Below are 23,765 nucleotides of genomic sequence, written 5' to 3'. Positions count from 1 at the left end.
CCAAACAGACTTTAAACATTGACAAAAAATTTTATCCACTGCCAAACTAAAAGTAGGCTTTCCTACTGACTCAAGTAATGACATTATAAATTTTTTGGTTTATAGTGATTTTTTAAATTTTTGCCAACAGCCTGTGAGAATTATGACAACTTTTGCCAAAACTGATATCGCTGATGTAGATAACGTGAATATTGAAGCAATTTTACCGCTGGTGACGCCTGCGGAATTGAAAAACGAACTACCATTAAGCCCCAAAGCTATCGAGACGGTGACCAAAGGTCGCGAAACCGTGCGTAATATTTTAGACGGTAAAGACAAACGTTTATTGATGGTGATTGGTCCCTGCTCGATTCATGACGTCAACGCTGCGCATGAATATGCCGATAAACTGTTGGCTTTATCCAAAGAAATTGAAGACAGTATTTATGTGGTGATGCGTGTGTATTTTGAAAAACCTCGTACCACGGTGGGCTGGAAAGGCTTAATCAATGACCCAGACATGAATGATAGCTTTGATATCAATAAGGGCTTGCGTGTTGCGCGCAAACTGCTGCTTGATTTGAATGAAAAAGGCTTACCTTGTGCAACCGAAGCGCTTGACCCAAATACACCGCAGTATATCCAAGATTTAATTAGTTGGTCAGCCATCGGCGCACGTACCACTGAGAGTCAAACTCACCGCGAGATGTCTTCAGGTCTGTCTTGTCCGGTCGGCTTTAAGAACGGTACAGACGGCGGTATGACAGTGGCGGTCAATGCCATGCAAGCGGTGAAATCTGGTCATAGCTTTTTAGGTCTATCTGCCGATGGTCTGGTGTCTATCATTCAATCAAAAGGTAATCCATACGGTCATGTGGTGCTTCGTGGCGGTAATGGCAAACCCAACTATGATGCCACTGCCGTTGCCCAAGCAGAAAATGAACTTGCTAAAGGTAAAGTCTCAGGCAAAATCATGATTGACTCAAGCCATGCCAATTCAAATAAAGACCCTTACCTGCAACCGATGGTCATTCAAAATATCGCTGAGCAAATCAAAAACGGCAATCGCTCGATTATTGGGATGATGGTGGAAAGTCATCTTAAAGGCGGTCGTCAAGATTTGACCGCAGATTTGAGCAAATTGGAATATGGCAAGTCTATTACCGATGGCTGTATCGATTGGGATACCACGGTCAAAGCGATGCATGACTTGCGAGATGCGGTGAAAGATGTATTACCCACTCGCGAGTTGAATGATTAAGCTTTTAGCATTTGAATAAATTTAATTAACCGCTATAATGAATTTGTAGCGGTTTTTTTGTTGATGAAATTAGGGTCTAAACATGAGCGAAAAATTGGAAAAATATGGCGTCAAAATCGTAGAACGTCCTGCCATTAAGCCCACTAAAAAACTTGATTTGTCAGGTATTTATGGTATGCAAATTATCAAATCGGAAACCAAACTAGTTCTACGCACTCATAACAAAACCTTTAAACGCCTAGCAGATATGTAATGGAGTTAATTTTCTTTAGAATATTTGTCATTAAATGATTTTGAAATCACGATTGACCATATTTTGTTGGCTGATGCTATGCGAGATTTAGTTATCGGGGAAGTCACTGAATCCGAGTTTGCCGATATCCTTTATTCTCAATATGCATCGAGCAGTAGACTAGGTTAATAATGCGGCGGTTTATCGCTTAACAAATCAAACGGCTGAATTTGTGAGCCTTGCGTTTGAGTTTCCAATTTTTGATAAAGTAGCTGTAATTGCCGTTGTTGGTCAGCAATCAACTGGCTTTGTTCGGTGACGATATTATCAAGTTTATCCACTGTATCTTCCATAAATGCCACTTGCGTTTGTAAATCAATCAATGCTTGGGTTAATTTTTCCACCATGGTAACCCACCCATTTTCATCGCTTGATTGTTTTTGGTGATCTTTTTCGCTCATTTAGAATGCCTCCTAAGTTTCCCCACAATTTTTTGCCATAAAGTCTGCTACAATAGCCGCATTTTCCTATTATACAAACATTTTTACTAAACTTTGAGAAAGTTATGGCACTGATTCATTTACGAGATATTCATTTGGCATTTGGTATTGCACCGATTTTGGACGGTATTGATTTTAATATCGAACAAGGCGAACGCGTGTGTTTGATTGGGCGCAATGGTGAAGGCAAATCAACTTTGTTTAAGGTCATTAGCGGTCAAGTCAAGGCTGACAGTGGCGAATTCCAAATCAGTGGCAATCTGAAAATTGCCATGCTTGAGCAAGACATTCCAGAAACCTCGGGCAAAGTCAGCGATATCGTTATGGCAGGTGCCGGCGATGTGGCAACATGGCTGACAGCCTACGAGCAAGCCAGTGATAAATGTGCCAGCGGTGACATGAAAGCCTGTGAATTGATGTCAGATTTGCAGCATAAAATTGATGATGCCCATGGGTGGGACTTGACCCGTGAAGTACAGACTATGCTGTCGATGATGAACTTGGATGGCGACGCTGATATTAGGGAATTATCGGGCGGTCGCAAACGCCGTGTGCTGCTTGCGCGTGCGCTGATTACCAAACCTGATGTGCTACTACTTGACGAGCCGACCAACCATTTGGATGTCGAAAGTATCGAATGGCTTGAGCAATTTTTGCAAAACGCGCAAGGATTGACCCTGCTGTTTATCTCGCATGACCGCTCGTTTATTGACAAAATCGCCACCCGCATTGTCGAGCTTGACCGCGGTATATTGCGCAGTTATGACGTCACCAAGCAAGCAGGCAATGTCAATAAAGGCTATGCCCGCTACCAAGAACTTAAAGAACAACAACTGAGTGCCGAAGAAAAAGCCAATGCCAATTTTGATAAAAAACTGGCTGAAGAGGAAGTTTGGATTCGTCAAGGTATCAAAGCGCGCCGTACCCGCAATGAAGGTCGCGTGCGCGCGTTAAAGGCGCTGCGTGAAGAACGTCAATCCCGCCGTGAGCAAATCGGACAAGTTAACATCAGCATGAACGATGGCGACAATAGCGGCAAATTGGTTGCCAATGTCAAACATCTCAATCTAGGTTATGGTGATAAAACCTTGGTAAAGGATTTCACCACCAGCATCATGCGTGGTGACCGCATTGGTATTATCGGTAAAAACGGTGTCGGTAAATCCACGCTCATTCATGCGATTTTGGATATTGCCCAGCCTGATATCACCAAATCTGGCTCAGTAAAATTAGGCACCAATCTACAAATCGCCTTTCTTGACCAACTGCGTGACCAACTTGATTTAGAAGCGACCGTGGTACAAAACGTCGCGGAAGGTTCTGATTTTGTAGAAGTGGCGGGTAAAAAGAAACATATCATCGGCTATTTGCAAGATTTCTTATTTGCCCCAGAACGCGCCAGAACACCGGTCAAAGCCTTGTCAGGCGGTGAGCGTAACCGCGTTTTGTTAGCCAAACAGCTACTAAAACCTGCAAATATCTTGGTACTGGATGAGCCGACCAACGACTTAGATATGGCAACCCTAGAGCTGTTAGAAGAAGCCGTCGATAGCTTTAATGGCACCATCTTACTGATTAGCCATGACCGTACCTTTATGGACAATGTCGTAACATCAACTTGGGTTTTTGATGAAGATAGCGATGGCAATGGCATTGTCAAAGAATATGTCGGTGGCTATCAAGACTATTTGACGCAAAAATCCCGTGAACAAGCGATTAAACCCAAAGCAGACAAATCAGAAAAGACAGCAGCAAAGCCCAAAGAAGTGATTAACACTGATGCACCAAAAGCTGATACGGTGAAGAAAAAACTGAGCTACAAAGAACAGCGCGAATTGGACAGTCTCCCCAATGAAATCGCGCTACTCGAGCAAGAGCAAGCTGAACTTCAAGACAAATTAGCCGATGGTAGCTGGTTTGTGAGTGATATGGCAGCTGCTACCCAAGCCAGTGAACGTCTCAACAAGATTGATGATTTGCTACTGGAAAAAATGGCGCGCTGGTCAGAACTTGATGATTAAAATCATTAAATAATTTATAAAGGCAAGGTTATCAATTAACTTTGCCTTTTTTTATGTTTTATATTAGTTAATGTTTACAATAACCAATATAATGTAATTTATACTTGAAAATAGCCTTTTTACTCCTATAATTATAGCTATCAATAAGGAGAACCATCATGGCGATGCAAAATAGCAATAAAACCTACCGACAAGTTGACAAAATCCATGCAGCCCCACGCCCTCATTGGGTGGGTGATGGTTTTCATGTCAATCCGATGTTCAATCACATGGTGGGTGATAAACGCACCGATCCTTTTTTAATGCTCGACTATGCAGCAAAACAATATTTTGAACCCAACGCTCAAGCGCCGCGCGGTGTCGGACAACATCCGCATAAAGGGTTTGAAACGGTGAGTCCCATCGTGATTCTAGTGGCGGTGGCGGTACTATTAAGACAGGTGATGTGCAATGGATGACGGCGGGCAATGGCGTGATTCATGAAGAATTTCACTCCCCTGAATTTAGCCAAGCAGGCGGTGATTTTAGCATGGTACAGCTTTGGGTCAATCTACCTGCCAAAGATAAAGCCACGCCTGCCAAATACCAACATCTTGCCAATGATGACATGCCTTTGGTCAGTCTACATGATGATGAAGGACTGCATGCAGGACAAGTTAAGGTAATTGCTGGGGAATTTACCCCTACTATCAATGCCAAAGCCCCCCAGCAGGGTGACAATAAGGCACGCGGCATTGGCACGACTTTTACCCCCATTAACTTGTGGGATATCAGTATTGAACCCAATCGCTCAGTAGAAGTCGCGATTTCTCGCACCCACAATTTGTTGTTATTGTCGATGCAAGGCGATGTGATTATCAACGCTGATCACGACCAGCAAGCACACGCCAATCAATTAATCACTTTTGAGATTGAAAGTGGCGAGACGGGCGAGGATTTTGTACGCTTAACGGCAGGCAAAGCGGGGGCGAAAATCTTGCTGATGAGTGGTGAGCCGATTAATGAGCCGGTGGTGGGTTACGGACCCTTTGTGATGAATAGCCAAGCTGAAATCCGACAAGCCATCTTAGATTTTAATGCAGGGAAATTTGGCGGTATTCAATAAATTTTTCGGCCAAAAAAAGCGATATCATGGATTTGATATCGCTTTTTTATTACTGACTTTGTCTTGATTATTTAATTATTTATCTTGGTAAGTGCAAAGATAAGCCGTTTCTTCGTCAATTTTTACCTTGAATTTTTGGTTGGCATCGACGGTAAAGGTTTCATGGGCTTTAAAAGTTTGCCAATCAGTTTGGTTTGGCAATAGTGCCGAGATAGCCCCGCTAATGACGGTCATGGTTTCAAATTGACTCGTGCCAAACTCGTATTCGCCTACTTTCATCACGCCCACGGTCGCAGGTAGGGTGGCTGTTTGAAAACCGATTGATGCCACATTCCCATCAAAATATTGATTGACTTTTAGCATAGTTATTCCTCAAAATTATAGTATAAACCGATTATCATAAACTTTTTTGACCAATTATCAATCCTATTTTCCAAAAAACGCTGGCAAAACTGCCAAAATCTAGCAAATACTTTTACCGCAATTTTTGTAGGATTTTTATATCAATTATTCCTTAACAATTAAAATTTCCTATTTTTGTGCTATATTCAATTTTTTTACCACAGTTGTTATGTTTGTATGCGTTTGGCTTGTATTAATTGAGGTTATTGCTCTATGTATGTTAAATATCCGTCGTCTATCGTCTCTTTATCGCTCTGTTTGTTGCATCGTTTTGCTGGTCAAAAACTGGCATTGCCTGTCAGCTTAGCGGCATTGTTGGCAGCTTGTTCATCAGCACCTATTCATACCCAACCCCAAAAATTACCAGGTACGTTGCCGACTGCCCCTGTGGTGATTACGGCACCCCCGAAAGTCACGCCCGTGCCACCTGTGACTGTTCCAACCAATCAATACAGCAGCTTTTATCAGTGGAAATCGGATTTTATTGAACGCGCCGTGCAAAAAGGTTACCCCCGTGCTGATGTTGAACGCTTGCTGTCTAGTGCCAACTACAGCGAACAAGTGGTATCACTGGATAAAGGACAGCCTGAATTTGCCAAAATGCCTTGGGAATATATTGATGGTGCTGCGTCGAGTGGTCGTGTTAGTGGGGGTCAGCGCAATTTTGCCAGCCAAAGCGCCCTACTTGAGCGCATTGAAAATCAGTATGGTGTGCCGGCCTCTATTGTGACTGCCATTTGGGGCATGGAATCTTCTTACGGTCAAGGCACAGGCAACTCATCACTGGTCAATAGTTTGGCGACATTGGCATATGATGGTCGCCGCCGCAGTTTTGCAGAGGATCAGCTGCTCGCGCTGTTATCGCTGCTTGAGCGTGGTGATATTGATTGGTCGCAACTGCGCGGCTCTTGGGCAGGTGGCATGGGGCATACCCAATTTATTCCCAAAACTTGGTTAGATGAAGCAGTAGATGGCAATGGTGATGGTCATCGTAACCCTTGGCATACCGCTGATGCGTTAGCCTCTACCGCAAGCTATCTTAAAAATGCCGGCTGGCAACGTGGTATGGGCTCGTACTATGAGGTACGATTACCGAATGGTTTTGATTATCGCCAGGTCAGTACCAAAAAAACCATGGCAGACTGGCAAAATTTAGGTGTTCAGTTTATCACCCCAAATGCGCCTATGGATGCGGTGGCAGAATTGTGGCTTCCTGCGGGTAAAGAGGGTCCTGCGATTTTATTAACCAAAAATTTTGATGCCATTAAGGTCTACAATAATTCCTCCAATTATGCCATGGGGGTGAGCTTACTTGCCAAAGCCATTATCGGGCAGCCAGGCTTACAGCAATCTTGGCCGCGCTATGAGCAGCCACTTGCTACTTATGAAGTCCGCCAACTGCAACAGCGTTTGACGGCAATGGGTTATGATACCAAAGGCACAGACGGCGTCGTAGGCACCAATACCAAATTGGCATTTCAGCGCTGGCAAGCCGATCATAACCAAATTCCAGATGGATTTATCTCAAAACGCTCGGCAAGTGGGCTGATTAATTAAGGTATTTTTTCATAAAAAAGCCACCTAAATGATTCAGGTGGCTTTTTTATTTAATTATCCATACTAAATTCTTCCGCGTAGCTATTCCAACCAAGTTTGGTACGACAAGCTTCAAAAAAATCTACCCCAGGTGGGTGTAATAACGTGAGTTTGTTGGGATGCTTGTGAATCACTAAACGCTGGTTTTGGTTAAGCGGCACCGACGGTTTCCCATCGGCGCTCACCATCGGCTGGGTGCGATTATCTTTATGGATACGGATTTTGATTTCGCTGTTGCCGCTGACCACAATCGGGCGGCTTGATAAGGTATGTGGATGCATAGGCACCAGACAAATGGCATCCATACTAGGATGAATAATCGGCCCGCCACCTGATAGCGCATAAGCGGTCGAACCCGTGGGTGTCGATGCAATCAGACCATCACTGTGCTGACGATAGACATTTAGCCCATCAATTTTTAAATGAAAATCTAGCATATGCACTGATTTACCTGCGTGCAGCACAATGTCATTTAGCGCCATATCTTCATAAATCACATGTGCACCTTGACGGATTTCCATCTTTAACAAGAATCGATCTTCAAGCTGATAATGACCTTGTAAAATACTGGTCAATTTTATGTTTAAATCATCAGGATAAATGTCAGTTAAAAACCCTAAACGTCCGCGGTTTACCCCCACCACTGGCACTTTGTGTTTGACCAATACTTGCGCGGCATGTAGCAGCGAGCCATCACCACCGACCACAATGACCAAATCACAAGCACCGCCTAGCAAACTGCGCTCAATCGTAGCAATGTTGCCCAAACGCGCAAAATCCAATGCCGGCAACCGTGCTGTCTGATGGTCAATTAGTAAAGGCAACCCTTGCTCATGAAAAAAGTCACAAATTTGGTAGATACTTTGAATGACACTTGGCTTGTTGGCACGACCCATAATGCCGATACGCCCAAAGGCAGGATTGGGAATAAATGTGGACGTCATAGCAGAAAATTAACTGATAAAGATTGAACTATTTTATCACAGCTTACTAGCTCGCGTTATGCCCAATCAGTATTTTATATTACAAAATTGCTAACCTTCGTTGTGCAGTTAATGTATACAAACTCGTTGCTATTTGCTAATTTAAGGTGATTAACATATAGCTAACTTTTGAAATTTTTTAACTCTTAGGAGCAAACTTGTATGGCAAATCCGATTATATCTCGCGCTGAACTTGCGGTTAGTACGACACCGATGACGGTCAAAGGGGTCATCCGAAAAACCTCTTTTCTGTTAGGTTTGACGACCTTATCGGGTGTTGGATTTTTTGGCTATTGCTTAGCTACTGGCGTCACTTCAGGTTTTGTGAGTGTCGCGGCTTTAGCCAGTATCTTGGTGGCTTTTGTATTGAGTATGGTGATTATCTCAAAACCCCACATAGCTAAGACATTGGCAATTCCCTATGCCATTTTAGAGGGCATCGTGATTGGCGCGATTTCCCTGTTTGCGAGTATTAAGTTTCCCACGGTTGCCCCGACTGCTCTAGTCGCAACTTTTGTGACCGCTGCCGTGATGCTGGCGCTTTATCGCAGTGGCGTGATTAAAGTGACCGAAAAATTTCGTTCTGTGATGATGTCTGCTGTGATTGCTATCATGCTGGTGTATCTGGTACAAATCGGGTTTAGCCTCTTTGGTAGCTCACTGCCGTATTTGTTTAGCGGTGGCGTGGTGGCTATTGGTTTTAGCTTGCTGGTGATTGTGATTGCATCACTGAGCTTGTTATTAGATTTTGACAGTGTTGAGCGAGCCTATGCCGCAGGGGTGGATGAAAGCTATGAATGGGTCTTAAGCGTTGGTATCTTATCAACACTGGTATGGATGTATATTGAATTTGTACGTTTACTGCGTTCACTGCAAAACTAAGTTTTATCAAATAAAAAAACACGGTTTAAAATACCGTGTTTTTTTATGGCTTGTAGTTTAAGGTAATAAACGTTCCATCACCCATTGCTCGCCATCTAGCGAATAGACGATGCGGTCGTGCATACGATTGGCTCTACCCTGCCAAAATTCGATTTTCTCTACCGTCAGCAGATAGCCACCCCAAAATTCTGGTAAAGGGATTGGGTTGCCCTCATACTGCACAGTTAATTGGGCAAATTTGTCTTCCATTACCTCGCGGCTGGCAACCACGCTGCTTTGTGGCTCGCTGACCCAAGCAGCTAATTGACTGTCACGGGGACGGCTATGAAAATACTGCGCGGATTGTTCACGGCTAACTTTTTGCACAGCGCCGGTAAGACGGATTTGTCTTTCTAGGCTCGGCCAAAAAAATAATGCTTCAGCATTGGGGTTGGTCGCCAAATCACAGCCTTTGGCACTGTCGTAATTGGTATAAAACACGAGGCCAATGCCTGCGTTATCCAATTGGATAATTTCACGCATGAGTAAGGTGCGCACACTTGGCTGCCTATCACTTCCACAAGTCGCCAGTGAAAACGCATACGCTTCTCCTTGCTTGGCATCAATCGCTTGCTGCACCCAAGTTTGTAGTAAGCTAAACGGCTGCTTTGGCAAGTGTGATTCGATAAGCTCGCCTTGCTCATACGATAATCGTTGACTGGTAAAATCAATACTCATTTTTTATCCTTATGAAATGTCAACTTTACGCCATCACTTGGCGTACTTTTTCAGCAAGTTCATTGGCTAACATATCACACTCAATCTCATCATCGCTTTCGACCATCACTCGAATTAATGGCTCTGTACCTGATTGACGAATTAGTAAACGACCCCGTCCCGCCAATTTTTCTTCGGCAGCTTTAAACGCATTTGCCAATTCTGGAAAGGTATAGGGATCTTGTTTTTGCGCCAATCTGACATTGACCAATTTTTGTGGTAGCTGGGTATAACCCTTCATCAGCTCTGATAGTGATTGTTTGCGCTGCGCCATCACCGCAAGCACTTGCAAACCTGCCACAATGGCATCGCCCGTACTGGCTTTATCTAACGTTAAAATATGACCCGATGACTCACCGCCCAGTACCCAGCCATTTTTTTCAAGCCCTTGCATGACATAGCGGTCGCCGACTTTGGCGCGCTCAAAGGCAATACCGACTTTGTCAAACGCCAATTGCAGACCCATGTTGGTCATCAAGGTACCTACCACGCCATCGACTTGTTGCTCTGCTTGGGTGGCTAAAATATATAAAATGCCGTCACCATCAACCAACTCGCCTTTTTCATTGACCATGACGATACGGTCGCCATCGCCATCTAAGGCAATACCCACTTGGGCATCATGGTCAAGCACCGCTTGTTGCAAGTTTGCCGGATGGGTAGAGCCGACATTGTCGTTGATATTAATGCCATCGGGTTTATCGCCAATCGCAATTACGGTTGCGCCTAACTCACGTAATACACGGGGTGCGACGCTGTATCCTGACCCATTGGCACAGTCAACGACAATTTTTAGGGCATTTAAATTTAGGTTGTAGGGGAAAGTGCCCTTACAAAACTCGATATAGCGGCCTTTGGCATCTTCCACACGATAACTTTTGCCTAGCGCTTCTGGGGTATCAATAACAACATTGATATCTTTGATTTCATAAATTTTTTCATTGATGGCTTGCTGAATTTCATCTGACAGCTTTTTGCCTTCATTAGAGAAAAATTTGATACCGTTGTCATAAAACGGATTGTGGGATGCCGATATCACCACGCCCGCATCAGCGTGAAAACTTCGGGTCAAATGCGCGATGGCAGGGGTTGGAATGGTGCCTAGCATATGCACATCTACCCCTGCGGCGTTAAATCCTGCTTGCAGACAGGCTTCAATAACATAGCCGGAGAGCCGTGTATCTTTACCAATGACGACATTGGGACGATGATTTTCATTGAGGGTCGCTTGGTTGGCTAGCAGCACTTTACCCGTAGCATAGCCTAATTTGATTAAAAACTGCGGATGTATCGGAAATTCCCCAAACTTACCACGAATACCATCAGTACCAAAATAACTCATTTAATTCTCCTTTGCCGCCCGTCGTTGTTATCACAATATAAAATTTTAGCATAGCAAAATTTCACGCATGTTGCGACATCTGTTTGTTTTTATGGGTGATGGCGCAACACGTTACTTTAGGCTATAAAAACTTTGGGCGATAAATTGGGCGATAAAAAAACTGGGTATTTAACCCAGTTTTAGTGCAATCAACGTATCACTTAGTTTACACGGTAATTAGGGGCTTCTTTGGTGATTTGCACGTCATGTACGTGAGATTCTTTCATACCGGCCGAAGTCACACGCACAAATTGTGGTTTGCTACGCATTTCTTCAATATTGGCACAGCCTGTATAACCCATTGACGAACGTAAGCCACCGGCTAATTGGTTGATGATACCGTTCATTGGACCTTTGTAAGGGACGCGACCTTCGATACCTTCGGGTACCAATTTTTCTACCCCTTCTTTGGCGTCTTGGAAATAACGATCGGATGAGCCGTTTTGTCCTGACATCGCACCTAGCGAACCCATACCGCGGTAGGCTTTGTAGTAGCGACCTTGGAATAGCTCAACCTCCCCTGGCGCTTCTTCGGTACCTGCAAGTAGAGAACCCACCATGATAGAAGAGGCACCCGCTGCTAACGCTTTTGCCATATCGCCTGAAAAACGGATGCCACCATCGGCTATCAGTGGAATGTCATTTTTTAGCGCATCAGCCACGTTGCTAATCGCTGAAATTTGCGGCACGCCAATACCTGCGATAATACGCGTGGTACAGATAGAGCCCGGACCGATACCCACTTTGACAGCATCGGCACCCGCGTCACGCAAAGCGAGTGCCGCATCAGCGGTGGCGATATTACCGCCAATCACTTGGATGTTTGGATGGTTCTTTTTCACCCAAGCCACGCGATCAATGACGCCTTTTGAATGACCATGTGCGGTATCTACAACAATCACGTCCACATCGGCAGCGATGAGCGCTTCAACGCGGGCTTCGGTATCTGCCCCCGTACCCACTGCAGCGCCAACACGTAGGCGACCTTTGCTATCGCGGCAAGCATTTGGGTTGTTTTCAGCTTTGGTGAAGTCATTGACAGTAATCAAGCCTTTTAATTGAAAATTGTCGTCCACAACAATCACTTTTTCGATGCGGTGTTCGTGTAGCAAACGTTTGATATTCTCTGTGGGCTCGCCTTCTTTGACTGTCACCAATTTTTCTTTTGGGGTCATGATATTGCGAACAGGCTGGCTTAGGTTATTTTCAAAACGGATATCACGGTGGGTGACGATACCGACCACTTGGTTACCTTCTACCACAGGCACACCACTGATTTTGTTTTCTTTGGTGATGCGAAGCAATTCGCCCACACTGGTATCGGGCGATACGCTGATAGGATCAACAACCGTACCGGCTTCAAATTTTTTCACCCGGCGTACTTGCATGGCTTGTAAATCAATGTCCATGTTTTTGTGCAAAATACCCATACCGCCAAGCTGGGCAATGGTAATCGCCATTTGTGATTCAGTCACGGTATCCATCGCGGCAGATACGATGGGTAAATTTAGCTCAATACCGCGCGTCAAACGGGTTTTTAAATCTACCATCTTAGGCAAGACTTCAGAATAAGCAGGTAGTAGTAGCACGTCATCAAAGGTAAGTGCTTCATCAACGATTCGTAACATAAAGACCTCGGAGCAGTTAAGCGTAGTTAAATAGTAATTAAAATTTTGTCGTGGTGAAAAATTTGACAGCCAAAAAACCGCAAAAGGCTGAACAGTTCCCTGCCCAGCCTTGTGGTTTAGTCTGTTGTCAGCTTAAATCGCAATTGACACCATCTTTTATTTAAGTTTTAAATTAACCGCCTATTTTAGATAAAAAACATGTCTATTGCAATCATTTTTCTAAATTACACCGAGATAAAGCGCATATAAGCTTACATAGCGGGCGGTCTTGGCAATCGTCACCAACAGCAAAAAGCGCCAAAACCGTTCACCGAACACACCGGCAAACAACGTAATCGGATCACCGATCATGGGTGCCCAGCTAGCAAGCAATGACCAAAACCCATATTTTTGATAGACACGCTTGGCTTTGGCAAGCTTGACAGCCGATACCGGAAACCAAGGCTTGTCATAAAAGCGGTCGATCTGATGCCCAAGCCAAAAATTGACACACGAACCCAATACATTACCAACGCTTGCCACCACCAATAGCAGCCAAGCCTTATAGTGTCCCTTGGCCAATAAGGTGACAAGCACCGCCTCAGATTGCATGGGCAATAGGGTTGCCGAGCCAAAGGCGGCTAACCATAGGAACCAATAAGCCAATTACACGCGGCGCCAAGTCGTGCCATTTTTACCGTCTTCCAGTTCAATGCCTTGCGCTTTTAAGTCGTGACGGATTTGGTCAGCTTTGGCAAAGTCTTTGTCCGCTTTGGCTTGTTTACGCGCATCAATTTGGGCTTGGATGTCCGCATCGCTTAAACCGTCAGCCTCACCAACTCGCGCTTGTAAAAAATCGGTTGGATTAAGCTGTAAAATATTGAGCGGTTGTGCCAAATCTTTTAGCAATGTTGCCAATGCCAGCGCTTGGGCATTGCCTTCGTCGGTTTCAAGATTGACCGCTTTGTTGATTTCACGCGCCAGACTAAATAATACGCTCACTGCCCCTGCACTGTTAAAATCATCGCCCATCGCTTGATTAAAAGGGGTTTCAAATGGGGTTTTATCAATTTTACCTGCTGGTTGAGTCAGGCTTTCTACAGATTTTAAGGCTTGATACAAACGCGTGAGGCTGGTTTGGGCTTCTTTAAGCGCGCTATCTGAGAAATTCACTGGGCTGCGATAATGACTCGATAAAATAAAGAAGCGAATGGTCTCTGGGTGAAACTGTCCCATCACATCGCGAATGGTAAAGAAATTACCTAGTGATTTTGACATTTTCTCACCGTCAACATTGATAAATCCCACGTGCATCCAGTTGTTGGCATAGGTTTTACCGGTTGCGCCTTCAGATTGGGCAATTTCGTTCTCGTGGTGTGGAAACTGCAAATCATGCCCGCCGCCGTGGATATCGAACGTGTCGCCCAAGCAGCAAGTACTCATTGCTGAGCATTCGATATGCCAACCTGGGCGACCCACACCCCAAGGCGACTGCCATTTGGTCTCAGATGGCTCTGTTTGTTTGGCAGATTTCCACAATACAAAGTCAAACGGATTTTTTTTGTCTGTCTCAACATTCACCCGCTCACTGGCACCCGCTTGCATATCGGCTAGGCGACGTTTTGAGAGCTTGCCATACTCAGCAAAATTTTCGACCGCATAATAGACGTCGCCCGTTGCGCCTTGATAGGCTAACTTTTTGCTTTCTAGCGTTTGGATTAAATGCTGCATCTGCGGGATAAAATCCGTGGCTTTTGGCTCACTGTTAGGACGCTCACAGCCCAGATTATCAGCATCTTCGTGCATGGCTTTAATAAAGCGGTCTGTCAACTGATAGATACTTTCGCCATTGTCCTTAGCACGGTTAATAATTTTGTCATCAATATCGGTAATATTACGCACATAGTTGACATCATAGCCCATATGACGTAGCCAGCGCACGACCACGTCAAAGCCGACCATGACCCGCGCATGACCGATGTGGCAATAATCATACACCGTCATCCCACAGACATACATGCCAACTTTGCCTGCTTCTAAGGGCGTGAATGGGCGTTTTTGTCCACTCATCGAGTCATATATGGTAATCGGCATGGGCTGTGTCAGCTGTGTCATGGGATAGTCACCTTTGCAAATTGGGTAAAAAAGACAATCGGTTATCATACCGAAATTTTGTTAAAAGTGCTATGATTTGGCATATTTCACACTTTAAGGTCTCTATAATGGGCAATCGATTATCAAAGATTTACACCCGAACGGGCGATGACGGCACCACTGGCATGGCGGATGGTTCACGCATTTCCAAGTCAGACTTACGCTTTGACGCCATGGGCAAAATTGACTTATTAAACTCACAAATCGGTTTATTGCGGGGCTATCTTAGTCAAGATAATCATACTCAAAATCGCCAAGCCCAACCTAACCATGTCCAACCCAACCATGCCCAATTTGATGCCAAACTAAGCCGCTTGCAGCACCAGCTTTTTAATTTAGGGGGTGAGCTTGCCATGCCCGAATACCGCGGGATTTTGGCAGAGTATGTGATAGAACTTGAAAATCAAATTGATGAGTGGAACAGCCATTTACCACCTCTCAAAGATTTTATCTTGCCTGCAGGCACCATTGTGACCAGCCAAGTGCATATCGCTCGTTGCTATTGCCGAGACGCTGAGCGCCTACTCGTGGCATTAAACTCGCGGGATGATAATGTCTCACCACTCAGTCTACAGTTTATCAATCGTCTGTCCGATTGGCTGTTTGTATTGGCGCGCGTCGTTGCTCGGTTGGATGCCGGTCAAGAAGTGCTTTGGGATAAAAACACCCTGTCATAGCCCTATCACGATACTTTAAAAACGCTATACCTTAAAAATACTATACTTTAAAAAGCGATGCTGCAATTTATCCAACTGTCCTACCAAATCGACAATCGAACACTCGTCAATCATGTTTCAGCTGAAATCCATGACCACGATTTTATTGTCATCACGGGACAGTCTGGCAGTGGCAAATCGTTACTGCTAAAACTGCTAGCAAGCCTCTTACCTATGTCAGCAGGTCACATCACCTTAAACGGCAAAAATTTGACCGATTTGACGCCGGCTATTTGGCGCTCACAGGTTGCCTATATTGCGCAACTAAGTGAGATGATTGAGGGCAGCGTCTTAGATAACTTAGCTCTGCCCTTTAGCTTTGCACTTTATAAAGACAAAAAACTCGATGTATCTTGGCACGAGCAGCAGCTAGTTTACCTTGGCAAATCACCCCAGTTTTTACAGCAAGATAGCCGCAGCTTATCGGGTGGCGAAAAACAGCTTGTCAATTTATTACGCACGCTACAGTTGCACCCGACCATTTTATTACTCGACGAACCTACCGCCTCCCTTGATACCACCACCACCCACCAAGTCGAAACATTGATTAACCACTGGTATCAATCCACCCCCAATGCCAGCGTCGTGTGGATCAGCCATGAACCAACCCAAATTCAGCGCTTATTGGCGATTGGCACTAGCCACTGGACGATGGCTGATGGTCAATTGAGCAATCACAAGTTAACGGTGGATAGCAAAGTACGCGCATCCGTAGCACAAGGCAATCAGCTATGATGATGTTAGCCATCACCATGCCACCTATCTCCTACCTACAAGTGGCGCTGGCAAGCCTGGCATTATTACTGGTGATGGCAATCAGTGTTTGGTTGAAATTGGGTATCGTCAAATCCCTGCTCATTGCAAGTTTTCGCACGGTGGTCCAACTAAGTCTCATTGGACTGGTACTTGCGTGGATTTTTGCCAGAGAGCAATGGTATGAAGTGTTGGCGATTTTGACCTTTATGTCGATTGTCGCCACTATCGCTGCCAAAAATCGGGTTAAAAAGCCTTATCAAGGTTTATTTTGGGATACGGCATTGGCGGTGTTTGTCAGTAGTTGGGTGGTGGCTATATTTGGTGGTTGGTGGGTGCTGTCAGACAACGCTGCTACGTGGTTTCGTCCGCAAGTGATGATACCATTATTGGGGCTGATTTTAGGTAATTCATTGACCGCTGTCTCACTCTCTATGAACCAACTTGTCAGCAGTTTTCATCGCGAACAAAATATGATTAATACCTATTTGGCATTGTCCGCCACGCCTTGGGAAACCGCAAAACCCTACGTCATCGCTGCCATTCAAAATGGTATCACACCGACGATTAACAGCATGATGGTGGTGGGGGTAGTGAGCTTACCGGGTATGATGACAGGACAAATTTTGGCAGGCGCAGACCCGCACCAAGCCGTGCTTTATCAAATTATAACCCTGTTTTTAATTGCCACCAGCAGTACCTTAGGGTGTACAATAGCGACTTTGCTGATTTTTCGGCGGTTTTTTAACCCGCAGTGGCAGTTTGTCATTCCACCTTCTGCCAAGACTTCTCATTAACCGTTGATTGGCTATCTTTCACTTATTTACTATAAATTCTAATGACCCTGCAAAATTTCTTATTTTTTTTAATCAGTACTTGCCTTATCTCAGCAGCGCCTGGCTCTAATATGCTGTTAGCGTTCCAATTTGGTGTCAATTATGGCATCAAAAAAACCCTGTGGACGTTAGCAGGGCTGAGCATGGGTTTATTTATATTATTGACAACGTCACTGTTAGGGCTAGGGCTTATCAGTACCAACGCGCCTTTTTTGCTGACCATTATCAAAGTCGTGGGTGCGCTGTATTTAGCCTATCTTGGCATAAAATCTTGGCGCCAAGCTGACAGCGAATTGCACAGTAACCAGTTACAGGTGATACCGACCCCCGCGCAACTGTTTAAAACAGGGGTTTGGGTGTCGTTGTCGAACCCCAAGGCAATTTTGTTTTTTGCCGCATTTTTCCCCAAATTTATCAATTTTTCCGCGCCTTTACTGCCGCAATACCTCATGCTCACGGTGGGCTTTTTTATGATTGAGATAACGTGGCAGCTGGTTTATACCATGAGTGGCAAAAAACTGTCGGATTGGCTGCAATTGGGCAATCGCTTGATGTGGCTTAATCGCTTATGTGGCTTGATATTTATCATCATTGCGATGGCGCTTATCACTGAGATTTTTTGGCATTAGGTTCAAAAAAAATACTGGCGGGCGATATCAACAATCAATTTGAGCGCTATGAGGGTGAGTAGATACGGCAGGATTTTTTCTAGCCAGTCTAAACGGATTTTATGGCGCAGTCGGGTACCAAGCCATGAGCCCACCAAAAATTGCCAAAAATAGGTAAAGTCTAAGGCATCCCGACCAAACCAAGCGCGCGATAAAAAACCCGACATCACATCGGGTTTTTTGATGAATAAGGGTTAGGCATCGTATGGGTCGCGTAGCACGATGGTTTCGGCACGGTCAGGACCTGTTGAGATAATGTCAACAGGACACTCGATAAGCTGCTCAATGCGTTTGATATAAGCTTTGGCATTTTCAGGTAGCTTGTCATACTCTGTCACACCCACAGTGCTCGTTTTCCAGCCTGGCAAAGTTTCATAGATGGGTTTGACATTCTCGTAGAACTCCGCATCGCTAGCGCCGCAAACTTCACCACTTGGCAACTCATAACCTGTGCAGATATTGAGCTGTTCGAGGTCATCTAACACATCAAGCTTGGTCAAGCAGATACCTGATAATGAGTTTAGTACCACAGCACGGCGTAGAATCGCTGCATCAAACCAACCACAACGACGGGCACGACCCGTGGTAGCACCAAATTCTTGACCCACAGTACCGATGTGCTCACCGATATCATCAAATAGCTCAGTTGGGAAAGGACCTGCCCCCACGCGCGTGGTGTAAGCTTTGGTGATACCCAATACGTAGTCAAAGTACAAGGGTCCAAGACCGGTACCCGTTGCCACGCCACCAGCGGTGGTATTTGAGCTGGTAACAAAGGGATAAGTGCCATGGTCAACGTCAAGCAAGGTACCTTGCGCGCCTTCAAACATTAAGTTTTTGCCTTCTTTGCATAGCTTGTCAAGCTCGCCCGTCACATCAGCCACCAAGTCTTTTAGCGCATCACGCCATTCTTCTGCCAACTTTAAGGTCGCATCAAAATCAACTGCGTCCACCCCATAATATTGGGTCAAGGCAAAGTTATGAAACTCAAGGTTGGTTTTTAGTTTATCGGCGAAGCCAGCCCGCAACAAGTCAGCAAAACGCAATGCACGGCGCGCTACTTTATCTTCGTAGGCAGGGCCGATACCACGACCGGTCGTGCCAATTTTGTTGTTGCCGCGTTTGATTTCACGGGCTTGGTCAAGCGCTACATGCTGTGGCATGATCAGTGGGCAGTTGGGTGAAATACGCAGGCGCTCACGCACAGGCACACCTGCTTCAACCAGTGATTGCATTTCTTTTAATAGCGCGTCTGGGGCTAGCACCACGCCATTACCGATGTAGCAAGTGACACCCTCACGTAGAATACCCGATGGAATCAAATGTAATACGGTTTTTTTACCGCCAACGACTAAAGTGTGACCGGCATTATGACCGCCTTGATAGCGCGCCACAGCACTGGCTTTTTCAGTCAATAAGTCAACGATTTTGCCTTTACCCTCATCGCCCCACTGGCTACCAAGGACAACGACGTTTTTTCCCGTATGTTTCATGATAAGTCACCTTTTATCAGAGTAATTACTAAAAACAAGTTTACAACAGCTTAAAAATTAATTTTCTGCCAAATGCTCTAAGTACCAAACCCCATTCGCTACTTGCAAGCGATGGGTGGTTTGCTCAGGTTCATCGGTCTCATCCAGCGCAATAATCACCCGATGCCCTTCTTGGCGTAGTGAGTCAATCGCTTGTTTGAGCGCTGGCGCATCCGGATGATTGGGTACATGTAAAATAGTTCGTACATGGCTATAAGGCACCACGGTAAAAGGCTGCTCATGTACTTGGATATGATTTTGCCAACGGTTTAGCTCGCAGCTAAACCCAACGCCCGAACGCACGGCATCGGTATTATCAACTTCATGATGAAAATGATTGCTAAAGCGACCACCACGAATCAGCGGCAATGACTCATCTGCCACGTACACATTAAAGACAACACCTGTATGATAGTGATATCCCAATCCTGTGACATCGACACTGACATTGGCATCCCAGCGCTCTTCAAGATAGCTCACCAAATAAGTCAAATCAGACAAGGCTTTGGCAATGATAGCATCGTGTTTGGCTTGAGTTGACAGTCGTTCGCTCAGTTTTTGCAAGTCATTACCTGCCTCGCCAAGCACATAAAAATCGTTGGCAAGCTCGCCAAACTGGCTCATTTTACTGGTCAAAAGTTTCAGCTCGGGTAACGCTTTATTAGCATAGAGCTCAATGAGTTTTTCTTGCAGATGCGTAGGTACACCAGCAAGCTGGCAAAGCTGCTGAAAAATCGCCACATGACCGATATCAATATGTGAGCGTGCAATCACATCTGTGCTATCTAACAAGGTAAATAGCACATCTAATAATTCTACTTCACTGGCTAGTGAGTCGGTACCAAAAATCTCAGCGCCCAACTGTAGCGGGGTACGCGAACCAAATAAGCCCTTTGGCATGGTATAGATTACATGCCCGGCATAACAATAGCGGGAAATTGATTTTGATGGGTTACTAGTGTCTTGATTATTGTGTAGCCGCGCATCAATCCGCGCAATTTGTGGGGTGATATCTGCGCGTACCCCCATGAGCCGACCGGTTAGCTGATCAATGATTTTAAAAGTTTGTAATTTAACATCTTCAGACGCATAGCCGAGCAAGCTTTCGGTATATTCAATCATAGGCGGGCTAATAAATTCATAGCCATGGCTGATTAAAATACGGGTCAATTGATAACGCAGGGTTTCTTGCTTTACCGCTTCGGTTGACAGTAAATCGACAACCCCATCGGGTAATAGCCAAGTATTTTTTGTATTAAGATAAAAAGCAGACTGATTTGCCACATTGGTGGAATTTGATGCTAAATTTGACACAATAAATCCTAAGGATGATTAAATGATATATCACTAGACATGACAACAAGCGGCCATATGAAAACATAGACCATGAATTACCATGTAAAATCATAGAATAATCGATGAGAAAGGCACTTACAAAAATAAAATGCTAAGAATAAAAATAAGGGCACTTTTCCTTTTCATTGTATCATAGCTTCACTGGGCTTAGGCATTTTTTTATTGCCCAATTTTTTATGCTAAACTGCTATAAAATTTTATTGAAATTTATTTATTGAAACTTACAGCCATGCAATCATTATAGGGAAATCCAATTTACCCATGAAACTCTTTGTCTCAACTACTTCCCCTTTTTCCCGTCTCGTGATGGTCGCCTGTTTACGCCAGCAAATTGATGCTAAGCTTATATTTGTCATGCCTTGGGAAAACCCACAAGAATTATTAGCGGTCAACCCTTTTAGCCAAGTACCTGCCCTGCTCACCGATAATCAATTACTCATCACCGAAAGCAGTGTGATTTTGGCGCATCTGATGCCGCAAATTTTCACTGATGAAAAATCTGCCGCTTTAACGAGCCTGAGCCTCGGCATTATCAACCAAACTGTTCGCGCCTTTGCCACCGAGCGCTTTCAGCCATCAAGCGCTACCCCTCATCCATTTATTGAGCGCTCTACCAGTCTATTGTCGAATTTACTGCCCAATGCACCACAGCTCGATGCACAAAGCGATGCGCTCGGCCAAATCTTCTTTGGCATTGCCTTAGGGTATTTAAAATTACGTTTGGCTGGGGTGTTTGACAAGGCAGTCACTGAGGCAAACAAAGTGGCACTCGAGCAATTTTGTCAGCGAGATTTTATGCAAAAAACTCAAAGCACTGCTTTAGAAAAACTACCAACCGCTATCTCTCAACTTTAACCAATCATTCATCTAACCCATTAAAACATTAAAAGAGCTTATTATGTCCTATCATCCAAAAGCTGAATTAAACCAAACCAATGTACTGGGTACCGCACTAGCGAGTTGCTGTTTCGACCCGTTAACAGGTTATTATCGAAATGGTTTTTGTCATACCGGTGCTGGTGACATCGGCCTACACACGGTTTGCGCCAAAATGACCCGAGAATTCTTGGAATTTTCTGTTGCCAAGGGCAATGATTTGGTGACCCCTTTACCCGAATTTGGTTTTCCAGGGCTGCAGCCCAATGATTTTTGGTGCGTGTGCGCCCTGCGCTGGGTGGAAGCATTGGATGCAGGGGTTGCGCCGCCGCTAAAGCTTGCCGCATGCCATGAGAGTCTCTTAGAGTTAGTAGATATAGAGACACTGCAGCAGTATGCTATTTAAGGCGATAGTGAAAAAATGCCCGTTGCTAAGTGCATGGTTAACTAGATTCAACTAGGTTTTAGCGGTCTTGTCACGTATAATTATCTTGAGATTGTCATTTTTCACTGTTATCATTATCCATCTAATTTTAGCCGTATGATTGCATTGTTAATGCATGACTTCTTTTTTTATTCGTTTAAAAATCACTGAGAGTTACAAAATAGCAAGAACACACAGGCGCATTTGCCTACTTTGATGTTTACTTGCTGTTTTGTGGTTGCTACCTTTTAAGTACTTTGATAACGACTGGACACATTTATTCGATCTGATACAACTCTTTCAAATCGTGATAGCGAGGTTTTTGGTTATGACGCCACCCCACCAAAACAAAAATTTATCTGAACGCAGCGACGATTTATTAGAGCACCCCACTCAGACGACCCAGCACGTCACGCTGCCGTTAGCCTCAACACTTAATCCGCCACATGATATGTCGACGGATTCTTTTACCCTTGCCAATGCGGATGTCATGTATGATGAAATCACTGATGAAGAACTCGATTTGCACGGTGATGATAGTTATATCTATGGCGAAAATTATGACGATGACGGCACTGTCGAAGTCTATGCACCGACCGATGTACCACCCCCTGAGTACAACCCTGAAGCTGAAATCACCGAAGATCGCTTTAAAGGGAAAAATGAGATTGCCAACTGCTTCGCCTACTCTCGTAAATCTGGGGAAAAAATCGGCGAGATTGAACTTGATGATGTGCGCCGCGAATTATCCAACAACAACGTATTTGTTTGGGTAGGACTGCATGACCCAAGTATCGAAACCATTCGAGAAGTTCAAGAGGCATTTGACTTGCACGAACTTGCCATTGAAGATGCTTTTGCTGAACATCAACGCGCCAAAGTTGAAAGCTATGGTAATGATAGTGTGTTCGTGGTGGTACGAACCGCCAAATTGACCGAAAACACCATTCGTTATGGCACTACGGCCATCTTTATGGGCAAGCAATATATCATCACTATTCGTCAAGGTGCCTCTCATAGCTACCAAAGTGTGCGAGATTTTTGTCATCGCCGACCAGAAAAATTGCGCCTTGGACCCATCTTTGTGCTGCATGCCATCTTAGACTTTATCGTCGATAACTATTTACCTATCACTGAAAAATTAGGGCGTTATTTGCGCGAGCAAGAACGGGAAATTTTCTCTGAAAACTTTAACAAGCATACACTGCGCAATTTGTATGAATTAAAATCACAGCTCGTACATATGCGTGCTGTCATCTTGCCCGTACAAGATATCTGTAATTTTTTTATCAATCATAAAAAGACTGATTTGATTCCAAGTTTCCCTAGCCAAGCCAAACCGTATTTTCGCGACGTCAATGACCATCTACTGCGTGCGCTCGATGCGGTCAATGGACTCAACGAAATGCTCAGTGTTGCCATGGATACTTACATGGCAGTGGTAAATACGGGTCAGAATGATGTGGTACGAAAACTTGCCGCTTGGGCAGGTATCCTCGCGGTTCCGACCGCGGTCGCAGGGATTTATGGGATGAACTTTGAAAATATGCCTGAACTAAAAATGCATTATGCCTACTATGTCTTATTAGCCGTTATTTTGACCATTTGTTTCACGCTTTACTATCGATTTAAGAAGTCAGGTTGGTTGTAACTTTACCGATAGACTTTAATCATAGACTTTAACCATAAAAGCTTAATAGATAATGCTATTAAGCTTTTTTTATTGCGCTATTAATTTATCAATG

General features: G+C 44.6%; 23 protein-coding genes and 1 pseudogene. 13 read left to right on the top strand and 11 right to left on the bottom strand.

Annotation, left to right across the window (positions count from 1 at the left end; translation table 11 throughout):
* The first annotated feature begins 142 nt into the window (after positions 1 to 142).
* Both AXE82_RS00895 and AXE82_RS00890 read left to right on the top strand, forming a co-directional pair.
* Positions 143 to 1,240 carry a 3-deoxy-7-phosphoheptulonate synthase gene (locus tag AXE82_RS00895; protein ID WP_082741377.1) on the top strand — a complete coding sequence of 366 codons (1,098 nt, stop codon included), beginning with the start codon at positions 143 to 145 and terminating at the stop codon, positions 1,238 to 1,240.
* Positions 1,241 to 1,322: 82 nt separating this feature from the next.
* Complete coding sequence (locus AXE82_RS00890; RefSeq protein ID WP_007116753.1) at positions 1,323 to 1,493, top strand: hypothetical protein; 171 nt, start codon at positions 1,323 to 1,325, stop codon at positions 1,491 to 1,493.
* A gap of 164 nt (positions 1,494 to 1,657) precedes the next feature.
* Here the strand turns inward: AXE82_RS00890 and AXE82_RS00885 are convergent, their stop codons facing one another.
* Positions 1,658 to 1,933: a SlyX family protein gene (locus AXE82_RS00885; protein ID WP_082741376.1), complete on the bottom strand. Its 276-nt coding sequence runs from the start codon at positions 1,931 to 1,933 to the stop codon at positions 1,658 to 1,660.
* Positions 1,934 to 2,037: 104 nt separating this feature from the next.
* Here AXE82_RS00885 and AXE82_RS00880 point away from each other — a divergent pair, with 104 nt between their 5' ends.
* Both AXE82_RS00880 and AXE82_RS00875 read left to right on the top strand, forming a co-directional pair.
* Positions 2,038 to 3,993, top strand: a complete 1,956-nt coding sequence (locus AXE82_RS00880; RefSeq protein WP_062330347.1) for an ATP-binding cassette domain-containing protein — start codon at positions 2,038 to 2,040, stop codon at positions 3,991 to 3,993.
* Positions 3,994 to 4,157: 164 nt separating this feature from the next.
* Positions 4,158 to 5,098 (top strand): annotated as a pseudogene (locus AXE82_RS00875) (pirin family protein).
* A gap of 75 nt (positions 5,099 to 5,173) precedes the next feature.
* Here the strand turns inward: AXE82_RS00875 and ppnP are convergent.
* A complete protein-coding gene (gene ppnP, locus AXE82_RS00870; protein WP_062330345.1) occupies positions 5,174 to 5,461 on the bottom strand; it encodes a pyrimidine/purine nucleoside phosphorylase in 288 nt (95 codons plus the stop codon).
* A gap of 252 nt (positions 5,462 to 5,713) precedes the next feature.
* Between ppnP and AXE82_RS00865 the strand changes: the two genes are divergently transcribed.
* Positions 5,714 to 7,057, top strand: coding sequence for a lytic murein transglycosylase (locus AXE82_RS00865; RefSeq protein ID WP_062330343.1), 1,344 nt, complete (start codon positions 5,714 to 5,716; stop codon positions 7,055 to 7,057).
* Between the two features lie 50 nt (positions 7,058 to 7,107).
* On the opposite strand, the gene AXE82_RS00860 is transcribed toward AXE82_RS00865, so the two are convergent.
* Complete coding sequence (locus tag AXE82_RS00860; RefSeq protein ID WP_062330341.1) at positions 7,108 to 8,040, bottom strand: NAD(+) kinase; 933 nt, start codon at positions 8,038 to 8,040, stop codon at positions 7,108 to 7,110.
* Positions 8,041 to 8,241: 201 nt separating this feature from the next.
* On the opposite strand from AXE82_RS00860, the gene AXE82_RS00855 reads away from it, so the two are divergent.
* Positions 8,242 to 8,961: a Bax inhibitor-1/YccA family protein gene (locus tag AXE82_RS00855; RefSeq protein WP_062330339.1), complete on the top strand. Its 720-nt coding sequence runs from the start codon at positions 8,242 to 8,244 to the stop codon at positions 8,959 to 8,961.
* A 57-nt stretch (positions 8,962 to 9,018) separates the two neighbouring features.
* Here AXE82_RS00855 and pdxH read toward each other — a convergent pair whose 3' ends face one another.
* From pdxH to cysS, 5 genes are all read right to left on the bottom strand, one after another.
* Positions 9,019 to 9,678, bottom strand: a complete 660-nt coding sequence (gene pdxH / locus AXE82_RS00850) for a pyridoxamine 5'-phosphate oxidase (RefSeq protein WP_062330338.1) — start codon at positions 9,676 to 9,678, stop codon at positions 9,019 to 9,021.
* 25 nt (positions 9,679 to 9,703) lie between these two features.
* On the bottom strand, positions 9,704 to 11,059 hold the full coding sequence (glmM, locus tag AXE82_RS00845) for a phosphoglucosamine mutase (protein ID WP_062330336.1): 1,356 nt from the start codon (positions 11,057 to 11,059) through the stop codon (positions 9,704 to 9,706).
* Positions 11,060 to 11,259: 200 nt separating this feature from the next.
* Entirely contained in the window at positions 11,260 to 12,726 is a 1,467-nt protein-coding gene (guaB, locus tag AXE82_RS00840; protein WP_062330334.1) for an IMP dehydrogenase, read from the bottom strand.
* 219 nt (positions 12,727 to 12,945) lie between these two features.
* The gene (locus tag AXE82_RS00835) at positions 12,946 to 13,371 is read right to left on the bottom strand and encodes a YqaA family protein (protein ID WP_062330332.1); all 426 of its coding nucleotides are present in this window, start codon (positions 13,369 to 13,371) and stop codon (positions 12,946 to 12,948) included.
* Entirely contained in the window at positions 13,372 to 14,820 is a 1,449-nt protein-coding gene (gene cysS / locus AXE82_RS00830) for a cysteine--tRNA ligase (protein ID WP_062330330.1), read from the bottom strand. It abuts the gene before it with no gap.
* 107 nt (positions 14,821 to 14,927) lie between these two features.
* Here cysS and AXE82_RS00825 point away from each other — a divergent pair, with 107 nt between their 5' ends.
* The 4 genes from AXE82_RS00825 (at position 14,928) to AXE82_RS00810 (ending at position 17,793) form a co-directional block, all read left to right on the top strand.
* Positions 14,928 to 15,536, top strand: coding sequence for a cob(I)yrinic acid a,c-diamide adenosyltransferase (locus AXE82_RS00825; RefSeq protein ID WP_062330328.1), 609 nt, complete (start codon positions 14,928 to 14,930; stop codon positions 15,534 to 15,536).
* A 57-nt stretch (positions 15,537 to 15,593) separates the two neighbouring features.
* Positions 15,594 to 16,310, top strand: coding sequence for an ABC transporter ATP-binding protein (locus AXE82_RS00820; RefSeq protein ID WP_062330326.1), 717 nt, complete (start codon positions 15,594 to 15,596; stop codon positions 16,308 to 16,310).
* Positions 16,307 to 17,125, top strand: coding sequence for an ABC transporter permease (locus AXE82_RS00815; RefSeq protein ID WP_062330323.1), 819 nt, complete (start codon positions 16,307 to 16,309; stop codon positions 17,123 to 17,125). The genes AXE82_RS00820 and AXE82_RS00815 overlap by 4 nt, the downstream gene beginning before the upstream one ends.
* A gap of 110 nt (positions 17,126 to 17,235) precedes the next feature.
* The gene (locus AXE82_RS00810) at positions 17,236 to 17,793 is read left to right on the top strand and encodes a LysE family translocator (RefSeq protein ID WP_455709005.1); all 558 of its coding nucleotides are present in this window, start codon (positions 17,236 to 17,238) and stop codon (positions 17,791 to 17,793) included.
* Between the two features lie 2 nt (positions 17,794 to 17,795).
* Here AXE82_RS00810 and AXE82_RS12235 read toward each other — a convergent pair whose 3' ends face one another.
* Genes AXE82_RS12235 through AXE82_RS00795 form a run of 3 tightly spaced genes read right to left on the bottom strand, consistent with a single transcriptional unit; the run spans position 17,796 to position 20,678 of the window.
* Complete coding sequence (locus tag AXE82_RS12235) at positions 17,796 to 17,999, bottom strand: hypothetical protein (protein WP_062330319.1); 204 nt, start codon at positions 17,997 to 17,999, stop codon at positions 17,796 to 17,798.
* A 27-nt stretch (positions 18,000 to 18,026) separates the two neighbouring features.
* Positions 18,027 to 19,325 carry an adenylosuccinate synthase gene (locus AXE82_RS00800; RefSeq protein WP_062330316.1) on the bottom strand — a complete coding sequence of 433 codons (1,299 nt, stop codon included), beginning with the start codon at positions 19,323 to 19,325 and terminating at the stop codon, positions 18,027 to 18,029.
* Between the two features lie 57 nt (positions 19,326 to 19,382).
* Positions 19,383 to 20,678, bottom strand: a complete 1,296-nt coding sequence (locus tag AXE82_RS00795; protein WP_062330314.1) for an ATP phosphoribosyltransferase regulatory subunit — start codon at positions 20,676 to 20,678, stop codon at positions 19,383 to 19,385.
* Between the two features lie 303 nt (positions 20,679 to 20,981).
* Here AXE82_RS00795 and AXE82_RS00790 point away from each other — a divergent pair, with 303 nt between their 5' ends.
* From AXE82_RS00790 to corA, 3 genes are all read left to right on the top strand, one after another.
* Entirely contained in the window at positions 20,982 to 21,575 is a 594-nt protein-coding gene (locus tag AXE82_RS00790; RefSeq protein WP_062330312.1) for a glutathione S-transferase N-terminal domain-containing protein, read from the top strand.
* Positions 21,576 to 21,618: 43 nt separating this feature from the next.
* Positions 21,619 to 22,002, top strand: coding sequence for a DUF2237 family protein (locus AXE82_RS00785; protein ID WP_062330310.1), 384 nt, complete (start codon positions 21,619 to 21,621; stop codon positions 22,000 to 22,002).
* 508 nt (positions 22,003 to 22,510) lie between these two features.
* The gene (gene corA / locus AXE82_RS00780) at positions 22,511 to 23,671 is read left to right on the top strand and encodes a magnesium/cobalt transporter CorA (RefSeq protein ID WP_227713391.1); all 1,161 of its coding nucleotides are present in this window, start codon (positions 22,511 to 22,513) and stop codon (positions 23,669 to 23,671) included.
* Positions 23,672 to 23,765: the final 94 nt, after the last annotated feature.

Origin of the sequence: Moraxella osloensis (assembly GCF_001553955.1) — a bacterium.
Taxonomy (GTDB): domain Bacteria; phylum Pseudomonadota; class Gammaproteobacteria; order Pseudomonadales; family Moraxellaceae; genus Faucicola; species Faucicola osloensis.
The sequence above is the reverse complement of the archived record's forward strand: the minus strand, read 5'-3'. Positions and strand labels throughout refer to the sequence as shown.